Here is a 1,066-nt window from a genome sequence, read left to right on the forward strand (position 1 = left end):
GTCCGCAACGCCGCATCACCGTCAGCCAGGCGGCGCACCCCGGTTTCGATCCGCCGTTCCTGTTCGGGGCTGAGCTTTTCCGCGCCGGTCAAACGCTGAATGAACCCTTCCAGCCATTCAATCCCAACCTCATCCGTTGCAACGGCAAACGGATTGAAGCCAAGATTCATGCCGGGCTTGAGCTGAAGATAGGTGCCGCCAATGGCCCGGATGAATGTCTCGGAGCCACGGTCTTTGTCAAAAGCAATGAGATGCGGCGGCTCTGGCAGGCGATGACAGGACGACACCAGAAAGTTCGCGAGCAGAGTTTTGCCCTCACCGGACGCCCCGAATATCGCGGTTGTGCCGGGGCCTGCATCTTTGTCGGAGCCTTCCCGATGAAACGAAAACCAATAAGGTGTACCACCCAGCGTTGTGAAGGCGGCCACGGGACCACCCCAGCGCAGATGGTCCCGCGATCCTGTTGGCCAGGAATGCAGATTGGCAAAGTCTGCGAAGTTCCGGTCGGACACGAAGCGTTTCTTCGCTCGCGTCTGGTACGCGAAATTGCCCGGCAGCTGCGCCCACCAGGCCGCCTCTAACCCGATATCCTCACGCCGCGTGCGCAGCCCGGCCCCGGTCAGGGTCGAGTTGACACGTGTTGCGGCTTCTTCCATCGCAGCCCGGGTCTCGCCCAGAACCGCAACTGTAAAATGGTGCCGCCCGATGGACATGGCGCGGGACGCCACCGCATCCCGCGCCAGTCGAAGATCCTCTTGAAGCGTTTCCGCTTCATCGCCTGCATCTTTCATGCCCTGCCTGGCATCGCGGATCTTTGCACCGCCCGACACGCGGTCCAGAGGCGCATAGCTTTGCGTGGCAATAAACTCGCACCGCTCACCCAGAAGATCGTCGAACATGTAGGTTTTGGAGCGTTCCGGGTAGGCGTTGATCGCAAAGACGGTTGCAAAACGATCCCTGTCCCCCCCTGGTGAGAGGCTTTCAACGTGGTTCTTGCGGAACGTGATGCGGCCATTGGGAACCGCGTCAGCCAGATGTGTCCAGACCGCAGGTGCAGATTGCCAGA

Annotated in this window: 1 protein-coding gene; it reads right to left on the minus strand. The window is 60.6% G+C overall.

What is annotated here, in order from left to right:
- Positions 1-1,066: VirB4 family type IV secretion/conjugal transfer ATPase (locus tag ACR0JF_RS23320; RefSeq protein WP_480670123.1), on the minus strand; the 1,066-nt coding region annotated here is incomplete at both ends.

The sequence above is a fragment of the Ruegeria sp. BG11 genome, assembly GCF_056538565.1.